Raw genomic sequence first — 21,991 nt, forward strand, 5'->3', positions numbered from 1 at the left:
ATCACGATGAAGGGCGCGCAGAAGCTGCGCGACGAACTGGATCACCTGAAGTCGGTCAAGCGGCCGAAGGTGATCGCCGCGATCGCTGAAGCGCGTGAGCATGGCGACCTGAAGGAGAATGCCGAGTACCACGCCGCGCGCGAGGAACAGGGCTTCATCGAAGGCCGCATCAAGCAGCTGGAAGGCGAGCTGTCACACGCCGAGATCATCGACGTGAGCAAGCTCAATGCCGGCTCCAAGGTGGTGTTCGGCGCCAGCGTGACCCTGGCCGACGTGGAAACCGACGAAGAGAAGAAGTACCAGATCGTGGGTGACCTCGAAGCGGACATCAAGCTGGGCCTGATCGCCATTTCCTCGCCGGTGGCGCGCGCGATGATCGGCAAGCTGGAAGGCGATTCGATCGTGATCGACGCCCCGGCAGGCCAGCGCGAGTACGAGATCGTCAGCGTCAGCTACGTGGACTGAGCACGTGGCGACGGCGACCCTGCTGTTGCCCGCACGCAGCCGCTTTGCCGCGGCTGCGCTGCCGGACGATGTGGCACGTGCGCTTGGCCGTGCCACAGCGGTGCAGGTCGAGCCGGGTGAACGGGCGCAGCTGACGCGCCATTTCACGGTTGCCGCGCCGCACTGGCCGGTGGCCGCGCTGACGCGCCAGCGTGACGTGGGCGATGCGGCCGGTGCCAGCTGGCTGCGCGCCGATCCGGCCTGCATGGTGCCGGACATGCATGGCGCGCGGATGATGGCCTACGGCGAAACCCTGCGACCAACCCTGGCAGACAGCCTCGCCCTGCTGCCGGTGCTGCAGCCGTTGTTCGCCGAGGCCGGCTTCGTGCTCGACGCGCCTGATCCGTCGCGCTGGTATCTGCGGCTGCCGATCGATACCGCACTGCCGGCGTTCGACGGTCCCGACGAGGTGCTCGGCGATGACCTGTTCTCGCACCTGCCGGAAGGCGAGGGCGGCCGCCGCTGGCGGGCGCTGATGACCGAGGCGCAGGTGCTGCTGCACAACCACTCCTGGAACCAGCAGCGTGCCGCGCAGGGCCAGCAGCCGATCAATTCGCTGTGGTTCTGGGGCGGTGGCGTGATGCCGGTGTCGGTCAGCACGGTGCATGCGCAGGTGCGCAGCCGCGATGCGCTGCTGCAGAGCCTGGCGCAGGCCGCTGGCGTGGCGGTGGATGGTGAGCAGGCTGTCGATGCGCTGGTTGACCTGCGCCAGCTGCGTTCGCTGCAGCAGTTGGGCAACGAGGCGATCCGCCCGCTGCTGGCCGCGTTGAAGCGTGGCGAACTGCAGCGGCTGGTGCTCGATTTCGAGGACGGCCTGCAGTTCCAGCTGGATCGCGGACAGCGCTGGCAGTTCTGGAAGAAGCCGCGCCAGCTGCACGACTGACCGGGGACTCGGTCGAGCGGGGGTCGGATCCGTTTTCCATCGGAGAACGGCTCTGACCCCGATGTTTGCCGGGGTTGCCGCCAGCGGCCGGCACTACCGCAGGTGCCGGGCGCAATCCCGCCAGCCTCTCCCACGCGCGGTATCATCCCTCTGTCTTTCGTAACCGGCGATGCCGATGTCCCTTGCCGCCGATCCAGCGCTGCCGTCTTCCGATACGCCGACAATCCGACGCCGTGAGGCAGCGACGCCGGCTGCATGGCCGGAGGGAACGCTGCCACTGCTCGCACGTCTCTATGCCAGCCGTGGCGCGGGGACGCCGGAACTGGCGCTGCCGAAGCTGGGCAATCTGCATGCCCCCGAACTGCTGACCGGCATCGACGCTGCGGTCGACCTGCTGGTCGAGGCCATCGCCAATGACAAGCGCATCCTGGTGGTCGGCGATTTCGACTGTGATGGCGCTACCGCCTGTGCGGTCGGCGTGCGCGGCCTGCGCATGCTCGGCGCACAGCATGTCTTCCATGCGGTGCCCAACCGGATGGTGCACGGCTATGGACTGTCGCCCTCGCTGGTGGAGGAACTGGCCGCGCTGAAGCCGGACCTGCTGGTCACCGTCGACCACGGCATTGCATGCCATGCCGGAGTCGCGGCCGCAAAGGCGCGTGGCTGGCAGGTGCTGGTCACCGACCATCATCTGCCGGGCCCGCAGTTGCCTGCGGCCGACGTGATCGTCGATCCGAACCTGGATGGCGACGCATTTCCCAGCAAGTCGCTGGCCGGTGTCGGCGTGATCTTCTACGTGCTGATGGCGCTGCGCCGGCGGATGCGCGAGGCCGGCGTGTTCGCCGATGGCAAGGGCCCGGACCTGACCACGCTGCTGGACCTGGTGGCGGTCGGCACCGTCGCCGACCTGGTGGCGCTGGATCCGAACAACCGCGCACTGGTCAGTGCGGGCCTGCGCAGATTGCGTTCGGGGCAGGGCTGTGTCGGCCTGAAGGCGCTGATCGAAGCCAGTGGGCGCGACGCGGCGCGGCTGACCGCGACCGACATCGGCTTCGCCCTGGGCCCACGCCTGAATGCCGCCGGTCGGCTGGAAGACATGGCGCTGGGCATCGCGCTGCTGCTGACCGAGGACCCGCGGCAGGCGCGGGAGATCGCGCAGACGCTGGAGCAGATCAATGCGGAACGCCGCGCCGTGCAGCAGTCGATGACCGACGATGCCGAGCAGGCGCTGACCCGAGTTGTGCTGGACATGGCCGGGCAGCGGCCGGTGGCGGCATGCCTGTTCGATGCCGAGTGGCATCCGGGCGTGGTCGGTCTGGTGGCCTCGAAGATGAAGGATCGCCTGCACCGGCCGGTGATCGCCTTCGCGCCGGCCGAGCCCGGTGCCGACACCCTGCGCGGCTCCGCGCGTTCGATTCCGGGCCTGCATATCCGTGACGCGCTGGCATTGGTCGATTCACGACATCCCGGCCTGATCGAGCGCTTCGGCGGTCACGCCATGGCGGCCGGCCTCAGCCTGCGGCTCGATCATGTCGACGCCTTCAAGGCGGCCTTCGTTGCCGTCGTGCTGGAGATGCTCGACCCAGCGGCACTTCAACAGCAGGTGCTCAGCGACGGCGAACTGGCAGCGGACGAGCTCGACCATCGCCATGCCGATGCGCTGCGCCTGGCCGGTCCTTGGGGGCAGGGCTTCCCGGAGCCGCTGTTCGATGGCCATTTCGAGGTGGCCAACTGGCGCGTGCTGAAGGAACGCCACCTCAAGCTGGAACTGCGCCTGCCTGGCGTGCCTGGCACGATCAACGCGATCCATTTTGGCGGCTGGCACGGCAATGCGCCGAGCCGCCATGTGCATCTGGCCTACCGGCTGGCCTGCGACGACTATCGCGGTGGTAGCGCCATCCAGCTGATTGTCGAGCATTGCCTGCCGGCGTGAGGCAGCGTTCGCGCACTCCCGCCGGGGCCAGCGTTGGCGACGGGGTCGCGGGGAAGGAAATGTGAGGAAATTCGCAGTTCCCTGAATTTCCTTAATGAATTCATCTCTTTATCCAGAGGCAAAAGCGTCAAAAAGCTGGCGCATGTCACCTGCCGGTGGCAAAGTCGGGCCACGACCAACATGGGACGACGGAACGCCCGATGTACGCCGAATCACTGCTTCCCGGCGCCGCACTGCAGCGCCTGCACCAGGACCGACGCCTGATCCGCGTCGAAACCGCTCTGGATCCGGACACTTTCCTGGTCAAGCGTTTCGAGGGCAGCGAGGCGGTGTCCAGCCCGTTCGCCTACCGTATCGAACTGTTGTCGGTCCAGCCGCGGCTGGAACTGAAACAGCTGGTCGGGCAGCCGCTGCGCCTGCAGTTGGGTGATGAATTCGGCAACCGCAGCGTGCACGGCTACGTTCGCGAGTTCGCCAGTACCGGCCAACAGGCCCAGTTCAGTGCCTACCGGGCCGAGCTCGCGCCCTGGTTCGCCTTCCTCGATTACACCTGCAACTGCCGGATCTTCCAGGACCGCAACGTGCTGCAGATCATCGAGGAGGTGTTCCAGGGTTACGCACAGCTGGCGAAGTTCCGCTACGACCTCAATGCCGGCAAGCTGCCGCCGCTGCCGTACTGCGTGCAGTACAACGAGTCCGATTTCGCCTTCGTCAGTCGCCTGCTGGAAGATGCCGGCCTGTACTACAGCTTCGTCCATGACGAAGAGGGCCATACGATGGTGATCAGCGACGATTCAACGCTGAGCACCGCGCACGGCGAACCGCAGCCCATCGCGTTCGTGTCCGACCAGGGCACGCTGGCCAGCACCGGCCTGCACCGCTGGGGTGCACGCCGACGCGTCGGGCCCAGCGTGCAGACCCTGCGCAGTTTCGACTTCAAGCAGCCGGGCCAGACGCTGGATGGCAACCAGGGCAATCAGGTGCCGCTGGGCCTGCTGCCGCCGCTCGAGCAGTACCGCTACGACGGTGCGGCGCGTTTCACCAACAGCCGCATTGGCCAGGCGCTGGCGGCGGTGCGCAACGAGGAAGTGGCGTGGCCGACCAAGCTGTTCGAGTGCGCGGGCAATGCCGGTGAACTCGATGCCGGCGCCTGCTTCGAACTAGAGCGGCACCCGGATTTCATCGGACGTGACGATACCGACCGCAGCTTCTTCGTGGTGAGTGTGCAGCGGGAAGGCCACAACAATTTCGCTGCCGATTTCGGCAGCGCTGAAGCCCCGAGTGTTGAAGTGCAGGCCGAGGTGCTGCGCCGTCGTATCCCCTACAGGCCGCTGCGGCGGACGCCGTGGCCGCGCATGCCGGGTCCGCAGACCGCCACCGTGGTCGGTCCGCCGGGGGAGGAGCTGCATGCCGACCGCTATGGCCGGGTGAAAGTGCAGTTCCATTGGGACCGCCAGCTCGATCGCCGCGAGAATGCCTCGTGCTGGATCCGCAGTGCGAGTCCGTGGGCAGGCGCCGACATGGGTGGCGTGTCGCCGCCGCGCGTGGGCCAGGAGGTGATCGTCGATTTCCTCGATGGCGACCCGGACCGCCCCATCATCACCGGTCGTGTCTACAACGAGGACAACATGCCGCCGTTCGGCATGGAGGTGAGCGGCCTCAAGTCGAAGACGGTCAAGGGCGCGGGCTGGAATGAGATCACCATGCATGATGGCGCCGGTGGCGAGCTGCTGAACATGCGGGCGCAGCGTGACATGGTCACCACCGTGCTCAACGACCAGAACGCCAGCGTCAAGAACAACAAGTCCACATCGGTGTCGGTCAACCATCGAATGGACGTCGGCGCCAACCAGGACATCAGCGTCGGCGGCAACCGTGGCATCACGGTCACCGGCACCGACACGCTCGGCGTTACCGGCACCCGCACCACCAATGTGACCGGCGCGGTGACCGAGAAGTACGAAGCAGGCGAAACCAAGACGATCTCCGCAGCCGGCTATACCGAAACCATCACCGGCGACTTCAAGACCACCCTGACCGGCAACTTCACCAGCCAGCGCACCGGCACGTGGACAGAGACCGTCACCTCGACCTCCAGTCGCACGGTTGGCGGACTGGTGACGGAGACGCTGAACGCCGCGCGGGAGGTGACCATTACCGGTCATGACAAGCGCAGCGTGCAGGGCAAGGTCGACGACAGCAATGTCGGCGAGCGGGTGATCGACGTCACCGGCAATTTCAGCCAGGACGTGACCGGTACGCACAGCCAGGGCTCGGATGGCGCGATGAGCCTGGAGTCGGCGGTCAAGCTGTCCACCAAGGTGGGTGGCTCGGTCATCGAGATCACCGACAGCGCCATCAAGATCACCGCCGGTGGCTCGGAAGTGGTCATCGACGCAGGCGGTGTGTCAGTCAACGGCAGCGAGATCAAGCTCAACTGCTGAACAGCACGGGAGATACACCATGCAGGACACCCCCATGCTGCGCGGCCTGAACGCATTGCGCGATGCCTGGCTGGAGGCCAGCGCCGACAGCAGCAGGCGCCTGTTGGTATGGCGTCTGCCGGCTGCCGCCAGCCGCCTGCTGGCCGCGTTCTTCGAGATGCAGCGCAACGACGCAGGGCGTGATACGCCGGATTGCTTCCTGCGCATCGATACCGCCTATGAGCTGGGCTTCCGTTACAGCCGGCAGGTCAAGCAGGATCTGCTCGACCGTTATCTGGCCAGCCAGGACGAGCTGCGCGCGCAGCAGGTGCCACTGGGCTGGCGTGGCCCGAGCGAGGCGCATCCGGACAGCGCGCAGGGTGTGGTCGATGTGCTGGAGAGTTTCATCGACCATCACGGCGAGCATCTGCGCCTGCTGGCTGCCGTGCTGGAACCGGAGCGTTGCGTGCCCGGTGAAGGCTTCGAGCGCTGGCTGGATGCGGCGCTGGCCGCTGCGCCGGGAGAGCGCCTGCGACTGGTGCTGGTGGATACCGAAGAGGACCCGCGCTGGCAGCCGCTGCTGGAGCGTCATGCCAGGACCGCACGGGTGGTCACCGCACCGGTCGACATGTTTGCGATTGCCCGGGATACCGCCGCGCAATCCGGTGGTCGCGGTCCGGAAGTGCTGTACCGGCAGCTGCTGGCGGACCTGATGCTGCTGCTGGAGCGAGGCAGTCCGTCGCAGGTGGTGGCCCGCGCCGGACGCGCGCAGGGCCTGGCGCAGCGGCATGGCTGGCAGGACCAGCAGTCGGTGGTGCAGATGATGGTGGCTGGTGCCTGGCTGAAACATGGCGATCACAGCCAGGCGATCAACAGCTACCGGCAGGCACGCAGCGCCGCAGAAGGTGCACGTGCCAGCGGCAATCCTGCCGCGCCGGAACTGGTGATGCAGAGCTGGTTCGGTGAAGCGGGCTGCTGGTTGGCGGCCAAGCAACCCGAGCGTGCGGCACACACCTACCTGCAGGCATCCGCGTCCGCAGCCAGCATTCCGCATCCCATGTTCGCACTGGAGGGCCAGCGCATGGCGGGCTGGTGTCACGTGCAGGCGGGCCAGCGCGAGGCGGCGCGCACGCAGCTGCTGGAGGCGATCCGCATCGCCAAGCCGCTGGCGCCGGCCGACCGCAAGGCAACGACGCTGCCGCAGGCATTGTGGGATCTGCTGCAGCTTCAGGACGCACGACGCTGCGAACAACTGCAGCAGGTCGCCACTGACTACCTGCAGGCCAGCACCGGCCTGCTGGAGAAGGCGGACGCGCAGGGGCGCGCACTCGGCCCGCGTCCTCCGCGTCCGGCGCTGGATGCCATCGACGCCGAGCTCGATGCCGCGCTGGAGCGCGGCTTTCATCGTGCGCAGCAGGAACGCGAGCGGCTGATCCAGGGCGGTGACGAATTCTTCCGCAAGATCGTGGCCGTCGGCCGTGATTTCCTCGACCCGGGCTGGAACGGCCTGCCGGCGATCGAACACCCGCTCGACCACGAGATTCCGGTGTGGAGCGAGCCCCCGGCGATGCAGCCGCTGCCCGATCCCAGTGGCCTGCTGCAGTCGCCCGTGGCGGCGGCTGCAGGGCCCGCCGTTACAGGAGTGGCTGTTGCATGAAGTCGAACAAGACCGTGGTGATGCTGGTGGCCATCGTGCTTGGCATCATCGTCGTGACCTGGATCAGCGCCGAGTACCGTGACGAAGTAAAGGCGTTCCTGCGCGCGTTGTTCCGCGCCTTGTAACGCAACAGGGAGTGTTGCCGTGAGCATCGCCGCCAAGCATTTCGATCCGCAGCTGGGTATCGACATCCACATGTATGCGGTGCCGCCGTGCCCGCTGCCGACGCCGCACATCGGCCTGGTGCTCGATCCGTTCGACTACATCCCGTTCATCGGTTCGACCATCAAGGTCAACGGCGTGCATCGCGGCACCGCCGGTACCGGCGGCCTGGATATCCACATCCCGCTCGGTGTGTGGGGGCCGCCGTTGGCGGCACCGATGGGCCCTCAGTTCGACGGCGAAGAGATCTTCATGGGCAGTCGTACCGTGTCGGCCGATGGCGAGCCGTTCTCGCGGCTGGCGATGCCGGTGCTGGACTGCAATCTGGCCGGCATGATCAACCCGTTCCGGGTGAAGAAGCCGAAGAAGCCACTTCGGGCGATGTCACTGCCGACCGGCCTGAACGTGGCCATTCCTACCAGCGTCAAGGTGGGAGGACCACCGACGGTGTCGTGGACCGCGCTCGCGTTCCGCGCGGCGTTCGCAGGCCTGGGCAAGCTGCGCAAGAGTGCGTTCTTCCGCAAGAAGATGGATGCCTTTGCCAATTGGCGGCGGGGCAAGTGGGGAAACCTGCCCTCGGGTTTCCTGAAGTGCAAGGTGCTTCGCGCCGAGCCGGTGGACATCCGTGATGGCAGCGTGGTGGTCAACCACCAGGATTTCGATGTTCCGGGCCGCTTGCCACTCACCTGGCAACGCAGCTACGGCTCGCGCCACGCGGGCGCGACGGGTCTGTGCGGCGCGGGTTGGCAGACGCCGGCAGACATCCGCCTGGAGCTGCTGGCCGACGGCAGCGTCTGGCTGTCCGGCCCCGACCAGGTCGCGTTCTTCCCCGAGCTGCCGCCCGCCGAGGGAGAGGCCGGGGCGATTCTCGATTTCGTCGATGGCGCGCGCCTGCTGAGGCGGCGCGGGCAGTGGCGGGTGCGCTTCAAGAACGGCCTGCAGTACGTGTTCGGTGGCGAGCTGCCTGCAGGTGTCAGCGCGTTGCCGGGCCCGCAGTCCTGGCCGATCGAGCGCATCGAGGATGCGCATGGCAACCACTGGCGCTTCGAGCGTCGCGACGGCCATCTGGTGCGCATCGTCGAGAGCGGTATCGGTGACCTGCAGGGCCGCTTCATCGAAGTGGAGGCGCGCCACGGCCACATTGATCGCATGGCCCTGCACGATCCCGCCACCGGCCTGGCCCATCCGCTGGTGAGCTACCGGTACAGTGCCGAAGGTGACCTGCTGGCGGCAGTCGACGCACTGGGGGCACCACGCACGTTTGCCTATGAACGTCACCGCATGGTGCGGCATACCGACCGCGTGGGCCTGTCCTTCCACTATGCGTTCGATGCGCAGGGCAGGGTGGTGCATTCGTGGGGCGATGGCGGTCTCTACGATTATCACTTCGAGTACGACGAGCTGCTGCGCGAAACCCGGGTGACCGACTCGCTGGGGCACCTGAGCGTGGTCAAGTTCGACGAGAACCAGCTGCCGCTGTGCGAGATCGATCCGCTCGATGGCGTGACGCTGTTCGAGTACGACGATTTCGGGCGCACCGTGGCGGTGACCGATCCGGAAGGACTGAGAACGGCGTTTGCCTATGATGCGCATGGCAATGTTGTCCAGCTGCTACGGGCTGACGGCAGCCGCATACTTCACGAGTACGGCGATCTGGATCTTCTGACTGCAGTGCATGTTCCAGATTCTGGAACATGGACCCAGAGCTACAATGAATTCGGAGATATCGTCGCGCAGACGGATCCTCTGGGCGCAGTGACTGAATTCGCCTATGACGCCGCGGGGCAACTGCTGCAGCAGACAAGCGCAAGAGGAGGTGCGACGAGGCTTACCTATGACAGGCATGGTGCCGTCGCGAGCGTCATCTCTGCCACGGGTCGGGAAGTCAAGTTCGAGCACGATGGCAGGGGCCTGCTCATGCGGCAGGTGGATGCTGGAGGGAATCAGACCCAGTTCCGATATGACGTGAAAGGTCGATTGACGGAGTGCATCGAGCCGGATGGTCGGAGTGTCGCCTATTCGTTCGATGCAGAAGATCGGATCTCGGTTTATGTCGATGCGCTGGGAAACCGCACTCTCCTGGAGTACGCAGGCCTGGGGCAGGTTTCGCGGAGGCGGTCGCCGGATGGGTCGCGGGTCGAGTATTTCTACGATACCGAAGAGTGTCTGGTTGGGCTCATCAATTCCGATGGGCAGCGCTACGAGATCGTGAGAGATGCTCTCGGCCGGATTGTCAAGGAAATCGATTACTGGGGGCAGGCCCGGAGCTATCGATACGACGGTGCGGGGCGGCTCGAAGAGTGCGTCGATTCTGAAGGCAGGGTTGTTCGATACACATCCGACAAGCTCGGCCGTGTGTCGCGGCGCTCCGTGGTGTGCGCTGGATATATCGAAGAGGATTACTTCACCTACGACGCCTGCGGAAATCTAATCGAGTGCGGCAATGCAAGTCGGGTCGTCAAGCGCGTGTTCGACGCTGTGGGAAATCTGGTGGAAGAGTCCCAGGACGGCTTCCGCGTGCTCAGCAGTTTCGACAGGTCAGGCAACCGCGTGCGCAGGAGCACATCGACCGGAAACACGATTGAATATGCTTACGATCTTGACGATGAGCTTGTAACGCTTGCCATCAATGGAGAACGTTGTCTGAGTGTTGCCCGGGATGAATCCGGGCGTGTGGTCGAAGAGAAGATCGGGCGGTTCAGCCGATATCTGCAGTACGACCCGTCCTCGAACGTGAGCTCGCAAGCGGTCAGATGCGGGGATGCGCCGCTGTTCGATGTTGCCTACGAATATGATCGCGCCGGAAATCTGATCCGACGCATGGACAGCGTGCAGGGGACTGACCAGTATCGCTACAACGCCTTGGGCAAGCTCAAACAGCGGATTGATCCCCAGGGCCGACTGCACAATCTGCTCGACGGATCTTCCGTCTCACGACTGAAGACGGACATCCGAAGACATGCGCCGGCAAAGCGTGTGGGTGGGGCCGAGGAGGATGAGCTGTGGACTCGTGAAGGCGTGCTCGATGGCGTGAGTTACGTTTTCGATCGAAACGGCGCATTGGTCTGCAAGCGTAGCCTCGACGGCGGTCGGCACCTCGAGCTGACCTGGGATGGCCATCAGCGTCTGGTAGCGGCGACGGTCGATGGCTCCCGATGGGTCTATGGCTATGACTCTTTGGGGCGCCGTGCATTCAAGTCGAACGGGAAGAGAACGGTCTGGTTCTTCTGGGACGCGAATGTATTGCTGAGTGAGGTCGAGGAGGTGAGGGCTGATGTCGGGCGGATTGTGGCGGAGCCCGGGAGTCGAACAAGCCTGGTGGAATCGAGACGGCGCCAGCGTCGTCTAGCCGCGCTATCTGGCAGGGCGAGGGAGTACGTTCATTACCCCGACGGGTTTATCCCGTTCGCTATGGTTGATCCCAAGACAGAGCCTGATGCGGCAGATGGATCAAGGGGCCTCGAAGGTGAAGGGCAGGCTGCTCGGCGTCCGCGGCTGGAACTGCTGCAAAGTGCTGCGCCGGTTCAAGTCGAGGACCATGGTGCGCTCGGTATGTTGGGAGGGGCAATTCTGGGCGGAGCAAAGCCAAAGGATGCTTCAACCGCAATGATCCTTGGCAGTGCGGGTTCGCAGCTTGGTGCAGCACGTGCCGGACCTCCCCGCGATGTCGGCGCACCCGTAAGCGCTCCGGATGCGGAAGTCGCAGCAGCAAAGGTCTATTACTTCTTCAACGATCTCAACGGCCGACCGGTCAGGCTGCTGGATGCTGACGGAACTGTGCTGTGGGAGAGAGCTGCAGGCGCGTCGTTGAGTGATCGGCCTTCCGTCCGGCAGATTGCTGTCAATCTTGGCTACCAGGGGCAGTACGTCGATGAGGAGACGGGCCTGTGTTACAACCGGCATCGGTACTTCGACCCTGCAATCGATGAGTTCGTGTCGCAGGATCCGATGCGGCTTGCCGCGGGAGAGAACTTGTATGCGTACGCGCTGAACCCGTTCGGCTGGGCTGACCCGCTTGGGCTACACTCCACCCAGGTGGACTACGGCAGTACCGACCTCAGCCAGATGGCTCAGATGCATCGCTTGGAGAACGGCATCAAGGGAGGGCGGAACATCGCGGTTTTCGAGTATGTCGATGGTGCGGGGAATCCAAGTTACATCGTGGATGCCAGTGGGGGTGGTCTACACTCTGAGAGGAGGATCGCGGCCAAGTTGACCCAGATGAACATTCCTCCTGAAAATGTCAAACGTGTCTATACTGAACTCGCTCCCTGTCCGCCGGTCAGAGGAATGCAGTACTGCGGAAGAATGCTGTCCAGTGTTTTCCCCGGTGCAGCGGTCACGCACAGCTTTGATTACGGTGTGACGCGGGCATCCAGACGATCAGGTGTCAAGGCGCTGAAGGCGGCGGTCAGGAAGCTATTCAATGGTTGTGGCTGATGAGGTTCATGCGTGACTGAAACTGCATTCTCCCGCGTTTATGGCTCGGGTTCGTTGGAGGTGAGTGCCCAGGTCCTTCGGGATTTCGGACTGGAGCCGTCGACGAGTGAGCTGATGTTGCGGCTGGGGCTTCCTTCAAGGCTGCCCGGCGATGTGCCTATTGTTCAGTTCGAAGTGCCCCGCGTGGTCGAGATCGATGGCACCAGACTTCTGGCTATCGCGCGAGAGCCATGGGGTGAGGATCTGCTGCTGTGCCTGTCGGTGAGTGGCGAGGTGCTTGCCGTGGGTGATGGTGGACGTCAGATCGTGAATGGACGCCTGTCGAGCTTCCTCGGCTTTCTCGAAGCGTATGAGGCATTCCAGGCTCAGGCAAAGGCGGGCGATTCCGGTCCCGTGGTCTACTCCCAGGCGGAGATGCAGGCCCGGCTGGAGGCATTCAAGCGGGGTGAGATTCCCAAGCGCTCTGCAAAGCCGCGATTCGATCGCGGTGAGGCGATCAAGGCCATGGTGTCGGAGTGGAGGAGCCTTGATGCCGCTGCACTGACGGAAGGGTCATGGTGGTCAATCGTTCTGGAGCAGATCCAGGATGGCCTTATTTGAGGTGTCGGCCCCGTGAGGCGGCATCTGGTTGTCGCGGCACAATCGGGACGGCACGGATCCGCTTGGCCCAGCAGACCGACATCGGGCATGGAATGTGGCTAGGTCGTCGCGCCAATGGTGTGCTTCTGAAGCGACTCGATCGTTGCCTGTATTTTCTCCAGACCCACCTTTCCGCAACCCACGAGCGTCAAGTCACGAAGCGCGGGAAGATCATTGATGACCTCGACGTTGGCAATCTTCTTGCAGTACTGGATATCCAGCTTCTGAAGCTGCTCAAGACCGACCAGTGCACGGATGTCTGTCAGCGAACTCGGATTCTTCAGCCATACCGACGTCAACGCGGCAAGTGTCTCGATGCCACCGAGGCTTTTCAGCTTCATGCCAACCAACAGTCCCAGGCGTTGAAGGCCACCAACCGATGCAGACAGGATGTTGAAGATCTCACCATCGACGGGGACATTCAGAATGTTCAGTTCTTCCAGAGGCAGGGCCAGGGCGTGCCTGACATTCTTCAGTGACTTGTCTGGATAGAGCGAAAGGACCTTCAGTGCGGGGAAGCGTGATGCGTCGAAGCGCACCGGTACATCGACATACAGCGTCCTGAGATTGGGGAGCACGACGCCCGGCCAGGCCAACGTCCCCGTGCCAAGATGGATGCTCAATGCCTCAATGCTCTCGGGCAGAAGTCCTTCCTCGAGTCCATCCGTGATCGACGGTGCGATTGATCCCGGCCCGATGCTGAGCGTCTTGAGACCTCGCATTTCCCTGAGGATCTCCGGAAGCGCTTCGAGCTTGTCGCCGGGAGGTGACCAGAGGTGAACCTGCTCGATCCGGGCAAGCCTCTCAGTGTTGAAGGGGACATTGAAGAACACCAGCTCAGCACCCGGGGTCGGGAATCCTGCTTCGTGTCTGCCATGCATCAGGACAACTTTTTTGTTCATATTCTTTTCACTACCACTGGCTGGCGTCCGGCAGCAAGATCTCCCAGTCACGTCGAGTAACGAACAGCCGCTGTGACCGCTCTTCCTGCTCCGGCCTGCCTCTTTGAGAGGGCATCTTCTGCGGAGCTTGGCGCGGGTCATGACAAGCCTGCATCCGGTCTGCACACGCAGCAGCCATCGCGGACGATCACCCGATCAACCCCGATCCGGCCTGCCATGCGTTGAACAGTTCGTCCTCGCTCTGGAGACGTACCATGTCGCCCGTCCTTCGTCGTGTGCTGTGCCTGCTGGCGCTGCTGCTCTGTGCCTTCACCACGGCCGCCCAGACCCACGGCCGTCCGGCCGTCCGCCCGGTTCGTGCGGTCCCGTTGCTGCAGGTCGCGGGCGCCGAGCAGCCCATCGTGCTGCGTCGGGCCTCGATCGAAGGGGAGGTCCAGGCGGGTATCGCCCAGACCCGCGTCACGTTGGAGTTCCATAACCCCAACCGCCGGGTCATGGAGGGCGAGCTGCAGTTCCCGCTGGCTGATGGCCAGCAGATCACCGGCTTCGCCCTGGATATCGATGGCCAGTTGCGCGAGGCGGTGCCCGTGCCCAAGGACCGGGGGCGTCAGGTGTTCGAGGACATCGCGCGTCGCGGCGTCGATCCGGGCCTGCTGGAGCAGACCGCCGGCAATCAGTTCCGCCTGCGTGTCTACCCGTTGCCCGCCGGCGGCAGCCGCCGTGTGCAGCTGGTGCTGCGCGAACCGCTGGCGTTTGCCGCCCACGGCTGGCAATGGACTTTGCCGTTGCAGTTCGCCGCCAGCGCGGCCTCGGTCGAGCTGACGCTGCAGGCGCCGGATGCGGCGACCACGGGCGCAGGGCCGTTCCGCTTCACTGAGGGGCAACTGCATTGGCAGGGCCGAGGCGCCCTGTTGCCGGCGCAGCTGCAGTGGACGCTCCCGGCATCACGTCAGGCACGGGTACAGGTCGCACCGTGGCAGGACGGTCACTATCTGCTGGCACAGCTGCCGGTGCCGGTCGATAACGCGCCGCGTACGCTGCCGACCGATATCGGCCTGCTGTGGGATGGCTCCGGCTCATCAGACCGGCGTGACCGTTCGCGGGAGTTTGCACTGCTGGACCGTTACTTTGCTGTGCTGGGAAACGGCACGGTCGCGTTGACGGTCCTGCGTGACCGGGCCGAGCCGGTGCGTCGCTTCCGTATCCGCGGCGGTGACTGGTCGGCATTGCGGCAGGCGTTGCAGGCCGTCCGCCCGGATGGCGCCAGCGCGCTGGCGCAGTGGCAGCCGCAGGCAGCCGTGAAGGAGTACCTGCTGGTCAGCGACGGTCTGTTGACCTACGGCCCGCAGGTGTTGCCGACGCTCGCCGCCGACCAGCGCCTGTTCGCGGTCAGCAGTGCGGGCGCACATACCGATGTCGTTCGGCTGCGCGGTTGGAGCGAATCACATGGCGGTCGCTTCGTCGCCCTGGGAACGGATGTCGATGCCGCTGCACGCGAACTGCTGTCTTCGCCGCTGGACGTGCAGGTCGATGCGGGCCGCGGTGTACAGGACGTGGTGATCGATCGTCGCAGTGAAGCGCAGGGCTGGCTGTGGCTGCACTCGCGGCTGGCGGCGGACGGCGTGCCGATGCGGGTCCGCGTCGGCGGCCAATGGCTGGCGCTGCCCGCGACACAGACGAGCGGCAATGGAGAACTGCTGGCCGGCCTGTGGGCGCAGGCGCGGCTGCAGCAGCTGGCCGCCGACCGTCGCGGCAACCGTGAGGCGATGCAGCGCCTGTCGCAGCAGTTCGGCCTGGTCGGTCCGGATACCTCGTTGATCGTGCTGGAGACGCTGGACGATTACCTGCGCTACGCGATCCGGCCTGCCGGCGCGCTGCGGGCCGAGTACGATGCCCGCTTTGCACGCGTGGTCGCTGACCGCAGCGCCGCCGAGCGCCGTCGCCTGGACGACATCGCCGCACAGTGGCAGGAGCGCCGGGAGTGGTGGCGCCGCAGCTGGCCGAAAGACACGCCGCCGCAGTTGCAGGGAAAGGCGTTGGACAGGGTTGCCGTCTCTGCTTCGGCCGCCGCGCCGGCAGCGATGCTCGCGGCCGCACCTCCCGCGCCCGCACCGATGCTTGCGGCCGCGGAACGCGACGTCCAGGTGTCGCGTGCACGCGCCCGTCGCTCGGCACCTGCACAGGAAGCCGCACGCGATGCGAGCACGGGGAGCGGCGCTGCCGCAGCGCCAGAGGCCGCAGCGAACAGCGGTGCGCTCGGCATCCAACTGGCCGCATGGCAGCCAGATTCGGCCATTGCCCGGCGCCTGCGCCAGGGGCCGTCCTCGCAGCTGTACGACCGCTACCTGGCCGAGCGCGCCGCGCATGCCGACAGCAGTGCGTTCTTTCTCGACGTGGCCGATCTGTTGCTGGAGCAGGGGCAGCGGGATCTGGCCCTGCGCGTGCTGTCCAACCTGGCCGAGATGGACCTGGACAACCGCCATCTGCTGCGCGTGCTCGGCTACCGCCTGATGCAGGCCGACGCACCGATGCTGGCGGTGCCGGTGTTCGAGCAGGTGTTGGCGATGGGCGAGGAGGAGCCGCAGAGCTTCCGTGATCTCGGCCTGGCCCTGGCGGCGGCGGGCCGGCCACAGCAGGCGCTGGCGCCGCTGTACCAGGTGGTGACGCGGCCCTGGGACAGCCGGTTCAACGGCATTGCACTGATCGCGCTGGACGAGCTGACCCAACTGGTTGCACGCAGCACGCCAGGGCTTGATACCTCGGCCATCGACCCGCGCCTGCTGCAGCCGATGCCGCTGGACCTGCGGGTAGTGCTGTCGTGGGATGCGGACAACAGCGACATGGACCTGTGGGTGACCGATCCGAACGGCGAGCGCGCGTACTACGGCAATCGTCTGACCTACCAGGGAGGACAGATGTCACAGGACTTCACCGGAGGCTATGGACCCGAGCAGTTCTCACTGCGTGATGCCAAGCCGGGCAGGTACAAGGTGGAGGCCAATTATTTCGGCAGTCGCCAGCAGCTGGTGACCGGTGCCACGACCCTGATGCTGCGCCTGACCACCCATTGGGGCACGCCGAAGCAGAAGGACCAGAGGGTGACGATGCGGTTGAAGGATCGTGCCGAAACAGTGCTGGTGGGCGAGTTCGAGGTCAGATAGCGCCGAGCTCAGTTCGGGCAGGCTTGAGTCGGAGCCGGGCATGACCCGGCTCCACGCGATGGTGTCACGGTGCCGTCGCTGCGCCTGCCACCGAAGGCGATGGCGGATGGACGCGCAGGCCGAACAGGGGACGCAGCCAGCGGACACGACGGATCAGCAGCTCGTGGATCAGCAGGCAGCCGGCGACGGTGCCGGCAACCAGCAGAGCCGGTTCCAGCCAGGGGCCGAGCTGAAGGGGCCGCAGCCAGTAGAGCAGGACGATCAGCACGGTCTGGTGCAGGATGTACCAGCTGAAGACCGCCTCTCGGCAGTAGTCGAGGCCACGCCACGGCCGGTCGAGCAGCACGCGGGCCCAGCCGAACATCGCCAGCAGTGCGCACCAGGTGTACAGGGCCCGGCCGACGCGCTCGGTCTGCGCCCATGGCAGCGACAGCACCCATGGATCGAGCTGGCCAAGGTCCGGCATCCGGCCCAGGGCGCGGATGCCGAGTTCGACCAGCAGCCCGCTCAAGGCCAGCGCCAACGTCAGGCGCCGGCCGCGCACGAGCAGGTCCCAGCCGCGTTGCCAGCGTGCGGCCCAGAAACCGGCCAGGAACAGGGGCAGGGATTCGGCATGCACGTAGAGGTCGTTCAGCAGCGCATGGGTGGGCGGCCACGCAGGCATCACCACCAGCAGGGCCCAGGCCAGCCAGAGCACCGGCAGCAGCAGGCCGACGATCGCGATCAGGCGGTCATCGGGCCGCCATGACGGCAGCCGCGCCCACAGGGCCTGCATCGGACCGGCCAGCGCGATGGCCAGCAGGGTGTAGGGCACCAGGTACGCCAGATACCACAGGTGATTCCAGGTGAACCCGTAGGCTGCGCCGTCGAAATGCGCGCCCGGCCACGGCCGGAACTGCCAGTAACGCCACAGGAAGGCGCCGAGTCCTGGCGTCACATCGCCCTTGTCCACCGCTTCGCAGTAAGCCTGCAGCGAGACGACAGCGACGATGCCGAACAACAGCGGCAGCAGCAGGCGTCCGCTGCGTTTCAGTGCGAACCGGTGCCGCCCGTGCCGCGGCAATGAGAGACCCAGAGCGATACCCGAGATCACGAACAGCAGTGGCATGCGCCAGCGGTTCAGAGCGATCATCGGCCACTGCAGCCACTCGGCCGTGTAGGCGCTCTTGAGATGGAAGCCCCAGCCATCCACGTAGGCCATGGCCGCGTGGTAAAGGATGAGCAGGGCGAAGGCGAGCACGCGGAGCGTGTCGATGTCATGGCGTCGGGTCATGGCCGCAACCGGCAGGAAGGTGACGCCAGACTGCGTCCGCAAAGGTGGCGGCGTAAGCGGCAGGGGGCCACCGGTGACGCGGTAGTGACCAATGGCGGGCGTGCCGGGATCAACGGGGAGGCTACGCTCGCTCCCTTGATGCACGCTGAGGGACCGCGACGAGATGGATGCAGCAATGGCTCAGGGCAGACTGCCGCGCTGGCGAACGTCAAGTCGCCTGCTGGTGTGGGCCGCGATCCTGTCGGCGACCGCAGTGACGAACGCGCTGGTGGAAGTGATGGATTCCGGGCGCCACGGCACCGCCCTGGCCCTGTGGGAGCCCCTGGTCTGGGAGTTCAGCAGCGCCGGAGCGGTGCTGCTGACCCTGCCGCTGCTGTGGTGGGGGTGCCAGCGCTGGCCGTTGCATGCCGACACCTGGAGGCGCCTGCTGCCGCTGTACCTGCTGGCCAGCGTGGGGTGGTCGCTGCTGCACGTGGTGGGGATGATGGTGATCCGCCACCTCGCGTACGCCGCACTGGGCCATCACTACCAGGACGATGACGGCTGGTTGCAGCGCTTTGCCTACGAGTACCTGAAGGATGTCCGCACGTTCGCGTTGTTCGTGGCGCTGGAGCACCTTGCCGGCTGGTTCGGCCGCCGCCGCCAGGGTGAGGCATCCCTGCTGGCCGCGCCGGATGTCGGTCCGCCGGTCGAGCCGGTCGAGCGCCCGCAGCACTTCCTGGTGCGCAAGCTGGGCAAGGAATTCCTGGTCGCCACCGAGGACGTCGAGTACGCCCAGGCCGCTGGCAACTACGTGAATCTGAGGGTCCGCGGCCATGACTATCCGCTGCGGATCACCATGGCGGTGCTGGAACTGCGGCTGGATCCGCTGGTGTTCCTGCGGCCGCATCGCAGCTGGCTGATCAACCGCGGGCAGCTGCGCTCCATCGAGCCGCTGGATGGCGGCGAGGCCCTGCTGCACATGGCCGATGGGGCCAAGACTCCCTGCAGCAGGCGCCAGCTGCCGCTGCTGCGGCAGGCGCTGGCGGGAGGATAGGGGCGGGCGGACCTGCGGAGCGCCCGCCCCCTTCGTGCTTACTTCCTGTCCTTCTTGATCATCGCGTCGATGCGCGCGGCGCGGGCTTCCGAGCCGGGGTGCGACGACATCAGGCCGCCTTCGCTGGACAGCTTGCGGAACATGCTGGCCAGGGCTGCCGGATCATAGTTGTGGCGCTTCATGAACTGATAGCCGTACTCGTCCGCCGCGCTCTCTTCCTTCTGCGAGAACTGGGCGTTGACGAAACCCTCGGCGAGGTCGCCGAGCTGGCCCTGGCTGAGCTGGGTCAGGTTGCCGTTGCCCGACGCTGCCAGGCCTTCGCGGCCGGCCGATGCGAGCAGCGCGGTGCGCATCTTGGTCTTGCTGTGGCCCAGCTTCACGTGGCCGATTTCGTGGCCGATCACGCCACGCACCTCGTCATCGCTGGCCATGTCCATCAGGCCGGTGTAGACGCGGACGCAGCCGTTGGCCATCGCCCAGGCGTTGACATCGGCGGTCCGGTAGACCTTGAAGTTCAGGTTCAGGCCGTCCTCGTTGGCGAGCCCCTGGGTGATCTTGGCCAGGCGCTGGGCATAGGGATCGTTGGCGGGTGCCAGCTGGTTCTCCTTGTCCATGTAGGCGCAGGCCTGGTCGGCGGCCGCCGAGACCTCTGCGTCGGACAGGGTCAGCGCCTTGCCGGCCTTCAGGCCGGTGCTGGTCAGGCCCTTCAGGTCGATGGCCGAGGCATTGGCGGCCAGCAGGCAGGCGGCCAGGCACAGGGTGGAACGCATGATCTTCATTGAAATGGTGCTCCTTGGATTGGGATGGGCCGCGCGTCCCCCTGTTGCCGCGGCGGCCGGGAAGTCTACCGGCTTCAGCCCGGCCCGTGTCCAGCCGCCGGCCGGGCCACTGGGGGTGCCTCGCCGCCTGCCGGGCGCCTGCGTTATCATTGGCAGTCATTTTTTGAACGCACGACCGCCGACATGATCGAACTGAATCCTGTCCGCCAGCGCATCACCGATCTGACCGATCGCGTGCTGTCGCTTCGGGGGTATCTTTGACTACGACGCCAAGAAAGAGCGTCTTGAAGAAGTAACGCGGGAGCTTGAAAACCCCGACGTCTGGAACAACGCCGAGTACGCCCAGAACCTGGGGCGCGAGCGATCCAGCCTGGAAAAGACCGTGGGCGGCATCGCCTCGGTGCTCGATGGCCTGAAGGATGCGACCGAGCTGCTGGAGCTGGCCGAGTCCGAGCAGGACGAGGACACCGCGCTGGCCGTGGTTGCCGATCTGGACAAGCACCAGTCGCACGTCGAGAAGCTGGAGTTCCAGCGCATGTTCTCCGGCGAGATGGACAATGCCGCTGCGTTCGTCGACATCCAGGCCGGTGCCGGTGGTACCGAAGCCCAGGACTGGGCCGAGATCCTGCTGCGCATGTACCTGCGCTGGTGCGAATCGCGTGGCTGGAAGACCGAGCTGATGGAAGTTTCCGGCGGTGATGTGGCGGGCATCAAGTCGGCCACCCTGCGCGTGGAAGGTGACTATGCCTATGGCTGGCTGAAGACCGAGACCGGCGTGCACCGCCTGGTGCGCAAGTCGCCGTTCGACTCGGACAACCGTCGCCACACCAGCTTCACCTCGGTGTTCGTTTCGCCGGAGATCGACGACAACATCGACATCACCATCAACCCGGCCGATCTGCGCACCGACGTCTACCGTTCGTCCGGCGCCGGTGGTCAGCACGTCAACAAGACCGAGTCGGCGGTGCGTATCACCCACATTCCGACCAACATCGTGGTGGCGTGCCAGACCGGCCGCAGCCAGCACCAGAACCGCGACAACGCGATGAAGATGCTGGCCGCAAAGCTCTACGAGCTCGAGATCCAGAAGCGCAACGCGGAGAAGGATGCCGTGGAAGCGACCAAGTCCGACATCGGCTGGGGCAGCCAGATCCGCAATTACGTGCTCGATCAGAGCCGCATCAAGGACCTGCGCACGGGCATCGAGCGTTCCGATACGCAGAAGGTGCTCGATGGTGACCTCGATGAGTTCGTCGAGGCCAGCCTGAAGGCCGGCCTGGCGGTGGGGTCCAAGCGCGTCGATGCCTGATGCGCACGCCTGCGCCGATATCATCGCCTTCCGCAACGGAGGGCGATGATGCGCAGCGAGAGTGAACGCAGGGAGCTCGGCGGTTTCCTCAAGGCCTGCCGCGCCCGTGTCGACCCGGCCACGCTGGGCCTGCCGGCCGGGCGTAGGCGTACCCCCGGCCTGAAGCGCGAGGAAGTGGCGCTGGCGGTGGGGGTCAGTGTCAGCTGGTACACCTGGATCGAGCAGGGACGTGAAGTGCGTGCGTCGCCGGAAGTGCTCGAGCGCCTGGCCCGGGTGTTGCGCATGAGCGATGACGAGCGCGCATATGCGTTCGCGCTGTCCGGCTATGGCGTTCCGCTGGAGTCGCCAGATGAAAGCGTGACTGATGGCCTGCGCCAGCTGGTGGACGCGATGCAGCCGATCCCGGCCTACGTACGCAACACCCGTTTCGACATCCTGGCGTGGAATCCGGCCATTGCCGAACTGTTCGTCGACTACAGCCAGCTGGCGCCGCATGAGCGCAACACGCTGCGGCTGATGTTCCTGTATCCGCCCTATCGCACGTTGATCCTCAACTGGGAGGAGATGGCCCGGGGCCTGCTGGCCGGCTTCCGCGCGGCGATGGCGCAGGCGCAGGACAAGGCGCCTTTCCTGGCGCTGGCCGAGGACATCGCTGCCCACAGCGATACGTTCCGGCAGTGGTGGCCGGAGCATGATGTGCGCCGCTTCGACGAGGGGGCGAAGAAGCTGAACCACCCCACGCGCGGGTTGCTGGACCTGCAGTACGTGGCGCTGGTGCCGGAGAGCCGGCACGACCTGTCGTTGGTCACCTACCTGCCGCGAAAGTAGGTGGGTCGGGGGGGGGGGGGGGGGCGGCGCCGGCCGGCCCCCCCCCCGCCGCCCGCGCCCCG

15 protein-coding genes are annotated in these 21,991 nt (G+C 65.6%); 12 read left to right on the plus strand and 3 right to left on the minus strand.

What is annotated here, in order from left to right:
* From greA to ACVOME_RS09115, 8 genes are all read left to right on the plus strand, one after another.
* Window positions 1–465: a transcription elongation factor GreA gene (gene greA / locus ACVOME_RS09080; protein ID WP_026347191.1), complete on the plus strand. Its 465-nt coding sequence runs from the start codon at window positions 1–3 to the stop codon at window positions 463–465.
* A 4-nt stretch (window positions 466–469) separates the two neighbouring features.
* Window positions 470–1,387, plus strand: coding sequence for a phosphoglycerate mutase (locus ACVOME_RS09085; protein WP_053519342.1), 918 nt, complete (start codon window positions 470–472; stop codon window positions 1,385–1,387).
* A 175-nt stretch (window positions 1,388–1,562) separates the two neighbouring features.
* Entirely contained in the window at window positions 1,563–3,320 is a 1,758-nt protein-coding gene (gene recJ / locus ACVOME_RS09090) for a single-stranded-DNA-specific exonuclease RecJ (protein WP_164152632.1), read from the plus strand.
* Between the two features lie 200 nt (window positions 3,321–3,520).
* Complete coding sequence (locus ACVOME_RS09095) at window positions 3,521–5,764, plus strand: type VI secretion system Vgr family protein (protein ID WP_065175609.1); 2,244 nt, start codon at window positions 3,521–3,523, stop codon at window positions 5,762–5,764.
* A 19-nt stretch (window positions 5,765–5,783) separates the two neighbouring features.
* Window positions 5,784–7,400: a hypothetical protein gene (locus ACVOME_RS09100; RefSeq protein ID WP_460256524.1), complete on the plus strand. Its 1,617-nt coding sequence runs from the start codon at window positions 5,784–5,786 to the stop codon at window positions 7,398–7,400.
* A complete protein-coding gene (locus tag ACVOME_RS09105) occupies window positions 7,397–7,525 on the plus strand; it encodes a hypothetical protein (RefSeq protein ID WP_006441023.1) in 129 nt (42 codons plus the stop codon). The genes ACVOME_RS09100 and ACVOME_RS09105 overlap by 4 nt, the downstream gene beginning before the upstream one ends.
* 19 nt (window positions 7,526–7,544) lie before the next feature.
* On the plus strand, window positions 7,545–12,002 hold the full coding sequence (locus tag ACVOME_RS09110) for an RHS repeat-associated core domain-containing protein (protein WP_481505000.1): 4,458 nt from the start codon (window positions 7,545–7,547) through the stop codon (window positions 12,000–12,002).
* Window positions 12,003–12,014: 12 nt separating this feature from the next.
* Window positions 12,015–12,602: an SUKH-4 family immunity protein gene (locus ACVOME_RS09115; protein WP_481505001.1), complete on the plus strand. Its 588-nt coding sequence runs from the start codon at window positions 12,015–12,017 to the stop codon at window positions 12,600–12,602.
* Between the two features lie 98 nt (window positions 12,603–12,700).
* On the opposite strand, the gene ACVOME_RS09120 is transcribed toward ACVOME_RS09115, so the two are convergent.
* Window positions 12,701–13,543: a hypothetical protein gene (locus ACVOME_RS09120; protein ID WP_481505002.1), complete on the minus strand. Its 843-nt coding sequence runs from the start codon at window positions 13,541–13,543 to the stop codon at window positions 12,701–12,703.
* Window positions 13,544–13,797: 254 nt separating this feature from the next.
* Between ACVOME_RS09120 and ACVOME_RS09125 the strand changes: the two genes are divergently transcribed.
* Window positions 13,798–16,704, plus strand: coding sequence for a VIT domain-containing protein (locus ACVOME_RS09125; protein ID WP_481505003.1), 2,907 nt, complete (start codon window positions 13,798–13,800; stop codon window positions 16,702–16,704).
* A gap of 64 nt (window positions 16,705–16,768) precedes the next feature.
* On the opposite strand, the gene ACVOME_RS09130 is transcribed toward ACVOME_RS09125, so the two are convergent.
* Window positions 16,769–17,977 (minus strand): acyltransferase family protein, encoded by a 1,209-nt coding sequence (locus tag ACVOME_RS09130; protein WP_481505004.1) that lies wholly within the window; start codon window positions 17,975–17,977, stop codon window positions 16,769–16,771.
* A gap of 175 nt (window positions 17,978–18,152) precedes the next feature.
* Between ACVOME_RS09130 and ACVOME_RS09135 the strand changes: the two genes are divergently transcribed.
* Window positions 18,153–19,013 carry a LytTR family DNA-binding domain-containing protein gene (locus ACVOME_RS09135; RefSeq protein WP_481505005.1) on the plus strand — a complete coding sequence of 287 codons (861 nt, stop codon included), beginning with the start codon at window positions 18,153–18,155 and terminating at the stop codon, window positions 19,011–19,013.
* Window positions 19,014–19,051: 38 nt separating this feature from the next.
* Here ACVOME_RS09135 and ACVOME_RS09140 read toward each other — a convergent pair whose 3' ends face one another.
* Window positions 19,052–19,792, minus strand: coding sequence for a M48 family metallopeptidase (locus ACVOME_RS09140; RefSeq protein ID WP_053519322.1), 741 nt, complete (start codon window positions 19,790–19,792; stop codon window positions 19,052–19,054).
* Between the two features lie 183 nt (window positions 19,793–19,975).
* On the opposite strand from ACVOME_RS09140, the gene prfB reads away from it, so the two are divergent.
* Window positions 19,976–21,101, plus strand: a protein-coding gene (gene prfB, locus ACVOME_RS09145; protein WP_111186457.1) for a peptide chain release factor 2 whose coding sequence is annotated in 2 segments (ribosomal slippage) — window positions 19,976–20,050 and window positions 20,052–21,101 — 1,125 coding nt in all. Because the reading frame shifts where the segments join, the coding sequence is not laid out codon by codon here.
* Between the two features lie 45 nt (window positions 21,102–21,146).
* Window positions 21,147–21,929 carry a helix-turn-helix transcriptional regulator gene (locus tag ACVOME_RS09150; RefSeq protein WP_053519318.1) on the plus strand — a complete coding sequence of 261 codons (783 nt, stop codon included), beginning with the start codon at window positions 21,147–21,149 and terminating at the stop codon, window positions 21,927–21,929.
* Window positions 21,930–21,991 lie beyond the last annotated feature (62 nt).

It is taken from the genome of Stenotrophomonas sp. STEN008 (genome assembly GCF_056760435.1).